Genomic DNA, 6252 nt, shown 5'->3' with positions numbered 1-6252 from the left:
ACCGAAACATAAACCTATTCATATTCACTCATTTATTTATTATACATCGCTGATGTTATTAAATTTTCATTCCTTAGATCATTTCTGAGCTGCTACTTGTAGATATCAAACCTAGTTTTTCCTGGCAGCGGTTTATATAAAAACTGACGACTGTATCAGCAGGGTTTTGTTCGATTAGTTGCTGAAAATATTCCAAGGCGGCCACAAATCTTTCGGATTGCCATCCTTGAATTCCTTTGTCAAATAAAACCTGGGTAAGCTGCTTTGCTTCAGAGTCGGGACACGAGGCGGCCCAGATTTCGTAGATTTCTATAGCTTGCTGCTTGCCGCGCGGAGTTACTCGATCGATCCAGCGATAGTAATAATTGTTCTTTGGCAAATTGCTGTCGGCAGCAGTCGCCCGAGAAGTAGAAATAATAGTCTCCTGTGTTTCCGCTTCCAAATCGCACTTTAATAATAGACTTTCTTTTGAGTTTGAGTTGGGACTTATACCATTTAGAAATTCTCTCGCATGAACGATCGCATTTTCGCTAACAATAATTTGGCAGCCGTATATTTTAGTTAAATTTTCTAGCCTAGAAGCTGTATTGACTACATCGCCGATGACTGTAGAGTCCATGCGGCGATCGGAACCCAAAGTGCCGATCATGCCTATACCTGTGTTAATTCCCGTACCAATATTGACGGGAAATTCTAAATTGTATTGGTGGCGGCTCGCATTAAATTCTCGTAAAGTTTCTTGCATTGCTACTGCGGCTTCTATCGCATCCATAGCGTGAGAATTCGGCTTGTCAAATACTGCCATGATTGCATCGCCTAGGTATTTGTCAATAAACCCGCCGTGGGATGTTATGCAATCGTTCATTTTAGTAAAAAAAGCGTTCAGCCATTCAAAAGTCTCGCGAGCTTCTTGAGATTCTGCGATCGCAGTAAACCCGCGAATGTCGCAAAATAAAATAGTCAGCTCTTCTTCTGTGACATTGCCCAACTGAATAGATTCTATTCCTTGCGGCGCAATTCGTCCGAGAATTTGCTCCGGCACAAATAGCTGAAATTTTTCTGAAAGATATTCGTTTGCCTCCCAAGCTGCGGCGATTTGCTGCTTGCTTTGCTCTCTGACTTGCTGGTTGAATTGGGAAGATACAGCTTGCGCTCGCATTTGACTCAACTGCAAAATATTTTCAACTTTCGCCAGCAGCAAGCGACTGTTAAAAGGCTTTGTCAAATAATCATCGGCCATCATTTCTAACCCTCTAAGGCGAGAGGTATCGTCATCGAGGGCAGTCAAAAAAATTACCGGTACAGTTTGCAATGCCGTATCCTTTCGCAGGCTATCGCACACATCAAAACCGTCCATCTCCGGCATCATAATATCCAGTAAAATTAAATCAGGTCGAGATGCGCGGGCGAGGGAGAGCGCTTCAGCCCCAGATTGCGCCGATACTGTGGCGTATCCTTCCAGGCGCAATAACTCTTCCAGTAAAATCAGATTAGCTGGCTCGTCATCAACCAACATGATGCAGGGCGACTTGTTTGACATGGAATATATATATTGAATTTAGCTCGGGACTTGCGCGTGGGCTACCTCGAAAACTGGTTAATTCGTATATTTCTCGTTACTAAACTCGATATTTTTCGTAGGAACCAAGTTTGTGAGGCAAGTGTGCGCAAGTCCTATAGATATTTATCTACTATTGAGTTTAACCTTTCTTTTTATCAATTATAATAAATGGCAGTGCTGGATTACAAATAATTATTGTTAGCTGAGAAAAGAACGAACAGTAGCGATCGTCAAATTCAAATCCAGCGGCTTGCTCAAATAAGCAGAAGCGCCAGCTTCCAAACATCGATCGCGGTCACCGGGCATCGCCATCGCCGTCACCGCAATCATCGGTACCGACTGCCAGACAGGATCTGCTTTAACTCGGCGCATCAACTCAAAACCGTCAACATCCGGCAACTGAATGTCCATCAAAATCAAATTCGGCAGCAACTCCGGGGCAGTAGAGGCGGCGATACGATCGACCATCGCCTTCCCATCCGCGAGTATCTGTACCTCGTACCCCTCCAATTCCATCACTTCAGAAATTAACATTTGGTTAAAAGGCTGGTCTTCGACAACCAAAATCCGCTTCCTGCCAATTCGTAAAGCAATCGCAGAAGCAGGGACTGGCTTGGAATCCAAGGCACAAGAAGCAAAGTTTTCCAACTCTTGACGCATCTCCGTCAAAGGCAGCCAAACGCGGAAAACACTTCCCCGATCGCAAACTGATTGAAAAGAAACAGTCCCCCCGTGCAATTCTGCCAGTCGCTTCGTCAAAGCCAAACCCAAACCTGTACCTTCGTGGCGCCTAGTCAGCGAAGAATCCACCTGTTGAAAAGGTCGAAATAGCAAGTGCCAGCGGTCTTGAGGAATGCCTATGCCGGAGTCTTTCACCTCAAAACACAAATAAGGAGTGCTGGCATTTACAGGAGAACAATCCGGCCGATAGTCGTCGTTTATTTCGCTGCCATAGGCCAGACGCCCGATGAGTTTAACTTGTCCCTGCTCGGGGGTAAATTTAATGGCATTGGAAAGTAAATTGATCGCAATTTGTCGCATTCGCCGTTCGTCGAGCCAAACTTTAGTAATGCGATAGTCGAGTTCTAAAGATAAAGCTATCCGCTTTTTGTCTGCCCGAGGCTGCATCATTTTCAAACAGTCGGTCGCGAGTTCGTGAACGCGAACCGGCTGTAAGTTTAGTTCTACTTTCCCGGCTTCTATTTTAGAAAGATCCAGAATATCGTTGATTAGCTGCAACAAGTGCTGGCCGCTTTTTTCGATCAGTTCTACATAGTTGATTTGCCGATCGTTCAAGGGTCCGGCAAATTGCCGCAGCAGCAAGTCAGAAAAGCCGAGAATGCTGTTGAGAGGCGTCCGCAATTCGTGAGACATCGAGGCTAAAAACTCGGATTTCAACTGAGAAGAATACTCTAATTGTTTGTTAACTTGGCGCAGATTTTCTTGTGTCTGAGTCCGCTCGATCGCCGCCCCCAGAGTCCGGCAAGCAGCCTCCAGCACTTCTTGGTTGAGGGCGGTTTGCAGTTTTTTGACGTTGCGCGACTCCAGCGTCAGTACGCCGATAATCGTGCCGTTGGTAGCTGCGATCGGAAAAATGCCCAGTTGTCCGATTCCCGGATGCCGAAATTCCGGCACGGCATTGGGATGTTGGGCATAATCCTCGACGAACAAAGGTTTACCAGTTTTCACTACTTCCCACAGCAAACCTATGCCGTAGGGAATGCCTTTGTCGAGCAATTCTTGCATTCCTGCGGCGACTGGTTCCCCGTAAGTAGCCAGAAATTCACTAGAAACTTGGTTGTAAATCGCCGCCGCAAACCGATCGTTTCCCTTGCCGCTAATCACCTTGACATCTCCGAAAGATGCATTCATTGCCTCTACCAGATAGGTGAGGGCAAAATGACCTATTTCTTGCAAACTGTCAGAGTTTTGCAGCCGTTCAGTTAAACCTAACAGAAATGTCAGCCGCCGGACTTCTGCGTTCAAGCTAGCTTGAGAGTTTTGGTATACCGTAACGTCTCGAAAGATAAACAGCCGTCCGCCGCTGTTGGTAATCGTGACGCACACCTCCAAACAAACCGCATTGGATTGCTCGAAATAATATGATAAACTTCCATCCTGAGATTTTTCCAGTGCTTGCTTAAATTGTTGCCACTGCTGGACTGACAAGTAACCCCGATCGACAATTTCCGCAAACAGCACAGGGCACTTGGGCTTTGTTGCGAGCCATTCTGGGGACAGTCCCCAAGTTCCGGCCAATTTTTTGTTAAACAAAACTAAGCAGTCCGACGAGTCGAACAGAGCGATCGGATTGTCTACTTGATTGAGAATCAGTTCTTGGTCTGCTTTCAACTGCTGCCCGTCTATCTCCATTTTCTCTGTGTCTGTAGCTCTTAGTTTTGTTGTCATAACTTTTTACGGATATGGCAAGAGTTCTTTGATAACCCTTTACTTAATGTGACATAATTTTAGGTTTTTTGGTAGTGAGCGGGAGCGATCGCTTTTGTGATCTGAGACACTTGCTGGTTTCGGAGGGCGATCCTAGCCAGCTTTGAACTGCATCGGCTACACTGCTTAATCATCAGGTAATAAGGAGGGAAAGCATGATGACAGAAGGAGAATATTGTAATAACAATGCTGTCCAAGTTGATTGCCTCTGACTTGAAACTATTGTGTTCCACCCTGTGCTAAATTTACCCAGAATAAAAACTAATTGACCCGATCGTAAAAGAGCATATGTCAAAATGCAATCACGACCTTACCCTTAAACTGTATTAGCAATAACTTGGTTATTTCGCTTAACTGGTCAAGCAAATGTTGCGTTCAATAAAACACGGGTAAGGTGCGCCCTAAGCACGCGAAGGAAGTGATATCGTTTTTGGTTGCATCGGTATTGTTCAAATGTCCAAACAGTGAGTTGTCCCGAAAGCATAATTTTAGTCAACAGTCAACAGTCATCTGGCTCGTGCAACTGCAATTGATATGATATCAGTTTCAAAAAAGCAACTGTAGGGCCGTGTTCCCAACCCATACACAATCAGTTATTCCCACTTCTTTAATCTCAAATAGTTCGCCTGAGCGCTCGCGCCGAAGTCTAAAATCTCAAAAGGTATGAGTTATTACGATCGCACTTATGAGTAAGGTGCGCAGTGCGCACCCTACAAATGTGAGTTAGAACGCAAGTCTTGTTAATGTTTATGAGGATTTTTCGGAAAAGGAATCCCCAAACTTTCGTGAAACACAAGCTGAGTTTTATAAGTCAAGCGGCGGTTAACTTGTTTAATAATTTTTTCCAAAAGCGCATCGCCGGTTTTTTCTATTAAAGGTTGAGACATCGATCGAATAAACTTGGGAAAGCAAACCCCCACAGCCAAATCCAGCTCCCACGCAGCACTGGTAATCGCAGGCGGCAGCTTAGCACGTTCCGCACTCGGCCAATCGGCAGCAAACTCCTGAGACGGTATCTCCACTAGCTTCATCGCCGATCGAAAATCCACCTCATACCCCGGCGAGGTATAATTCGGAACCGGAATAGTCTTAATCAAATAGGAGCCTTCAGCGTCAGGAGGCAGCAACTCTAAACCAATTCTCGCTTCAACGCAGTAGCCAAAAGCCCCAAAACGCCCGATTAATAAGTCATAGCCGTTTTCGCCGAGCGGCTGGGCCTTCATCGGCGAAGCGCACTGGCAAAACCAACTCTTGTGGTTGTTCAAATGCTTCGCCACCGTCTTCGCATCCGCGTACATCTCCATGCTGTCTTCAAAATGCGTGTGAAACCAAATCGGCTCAACTTCCTCTCCTGCCTCCGCGCTGCCACTTTCCGGCTGTCGGAAACTCGCATCTGGGTAGTAATTTTCGTCAGAAGCTTCAAAAGTTTGATATTCAGCGGAATCCTGCTTCATTGTATGCTCTCCTGTTATACACGCCAATCAATCTGGTTGGGGATGTGTTAAGGAAGTTTCCTCCCTACAATTGAGAAATTGATAGTAACAAAACTTACCCTAGTTCAGCATAACTCGACTTATGAAAGCATTTGTAGCAGGAGCCACAGGTCAGACTGGCCGCCGAATCGTCACAGAATTGGTCAAGCGAGGCATTCCCGTGCGCGCTTTAGTCCGAAATCTAGAGACAGCTAGGCAAATTTTACCACCGGAGGCTGAGTTAGTGACTGGGGATGTATTAAATGCGACTTCCCTGGGCGATGCCATCGGCGATAGTACGGTGTTGCTGTGCGCGACTGGGGCAGCCCCTGGTTTTGACCCGACAGCGCCTTACAAGGTGGATTTTGAAGGTACTAAAAATTTGGTGGATGCAGCTAAGGCTAAGGGAATTGAGCATTTTGTGCTCGTGACTTCTCTGTGCGTCTCTAACTTTTTTCACCCGCTGAATTTGTTCTGGCTGATTCTGGTTTGGAAAAAGCAAGCCGAGGAGTATTTGCAAAAAAGCGGCTTGACTTATACGATCGTCCGTCCGGGCGGTCTCAAAAATGAGGATAATTCAGATGCGATCGTCATGGCTGCTGCGGACAAACTATCAGACGGTAGCATTCCCCGCACTAAGGTAGCCCAAGTGTGCGTGGAGGCGCTGTTTGAGCCGACTTCTCGCAACAAGGTTGTGGAAATTGTGGCGAAGTCGGAGGCTCCGCAAAAGAGTTTTGAGGAGTTGTTTGCTGCTGTGATTTGATTGAATTA

At 46.0% G+C, this 6252-nt stretch carries 4 protein-coding genes; 1 reads left to right on the top strand and 3 read right to left on the bottom strand.

The genetic code is table 11. The features are described from left to right. Nucleotides 1-73 precede the first annotated feature (73 nt). From QUA20_RS15195 to QUA20_RS15185, 3 genes are all read right to left on the bottom strand, one after another. On the bottom strand, nt 74-1540 hold the full coding sequence (locus QUA20_RS15195; RefSeq protein WP_333189635.1) for a response regulator: 1467 nt from the start codon (nt 1538-1540) through the stop codon (nt 74-76). A 219-nt stretch (nt 1541-1759) separates the two neighbouring features. Continuing rightward, nucleotides 1760-3970 carry an ATP-binding protein gene (locus tag QUA20_RS15190; RefSeq protein ID WP_333189634.1) on the bottom strand — a complete coding sequence of 737 codons (2211 nt, stop codon included), beginning with the start codon at nt 3968-3970 and terminating at the stop codon, nt 1760-1762. A gap of 779 nt (nt 3971-4749) precedes the next feature. Further along, nucleotides 4750-5463: a DUF1997 domain-containing protein gene (locus tag QUA20_RS15185; RefSeq protein ID WP_333189633.1), complete on the bottom strand. Its 714-nt coding sequence runs from the start codon at nt 5461-5463 to the stop codon at nt 4750-4752. Nucleotides 5464-5584: 121 nt separating this feature from the next. Between QUA20_RS15185 and QUA20_RS15180 the strand changes: the two genes are divergently transcribed. Further along, nucleotides 5585-6244: an NAD(P)H-binding protein gene (locus QUA20_RS15180; protein ID WP_333189632.1), complete on the top strand. Its 660-nt coding sequence runs from the start codon at nt 5585-5587 to the stop codon at nt 6242-6244. Nucleotides 6245-6252 lie beyond the last annotated feature (8 nt).

This window comes from Microcoleus sp. Pol7_A1, assembly GCF_036701085.1.
GTDB classification, from domain to species: Bacteria; Cyanobacteriota; Cyanobacteriia; order Cyanobacteriales; family Microcoleaceae; genus Microcoleus; species Microcoleus asticus.
Note: the sequence above shows the minus strand (reverse complement) of the source record. Positions and strands in the feature narration are given on the sequence as shown.

What these genes read in the sequence shown, in the direction of transcription:
- QUA20_RS15195 (WP_333189635.1), bottom strand. Translation starts at nt 1,540, where the DNA reads ATGTCAAACAAGTCGCCCTGCATCATGTTGGTTGATGACGAGCCAGCT.
- QUA20_RS15190 (WP_333189634.1), bottom strand. Translation starts at nt 3,970, where the DNA reads ATGACAACAAAACTAAGAGCTACAGACACAGAGAAAATGGAGATAGAC.
- QUA20_RS15185 (WP_333189633.1), bottom strand. Translation starts at nt 5,463, where the DNA reads ATGAAGCAGGATTCCGCTGAATATCAAACTTTTGAAGCTTCTGACGAA.
- QUA20_RS15180 (WP_333189632.1), top strand. Translation starts at nt 5,585, where the DNA reads ATGAAAGCATTTGTAGCAGGAGCCACAGGTCAGACTGGCCGCCGAATC.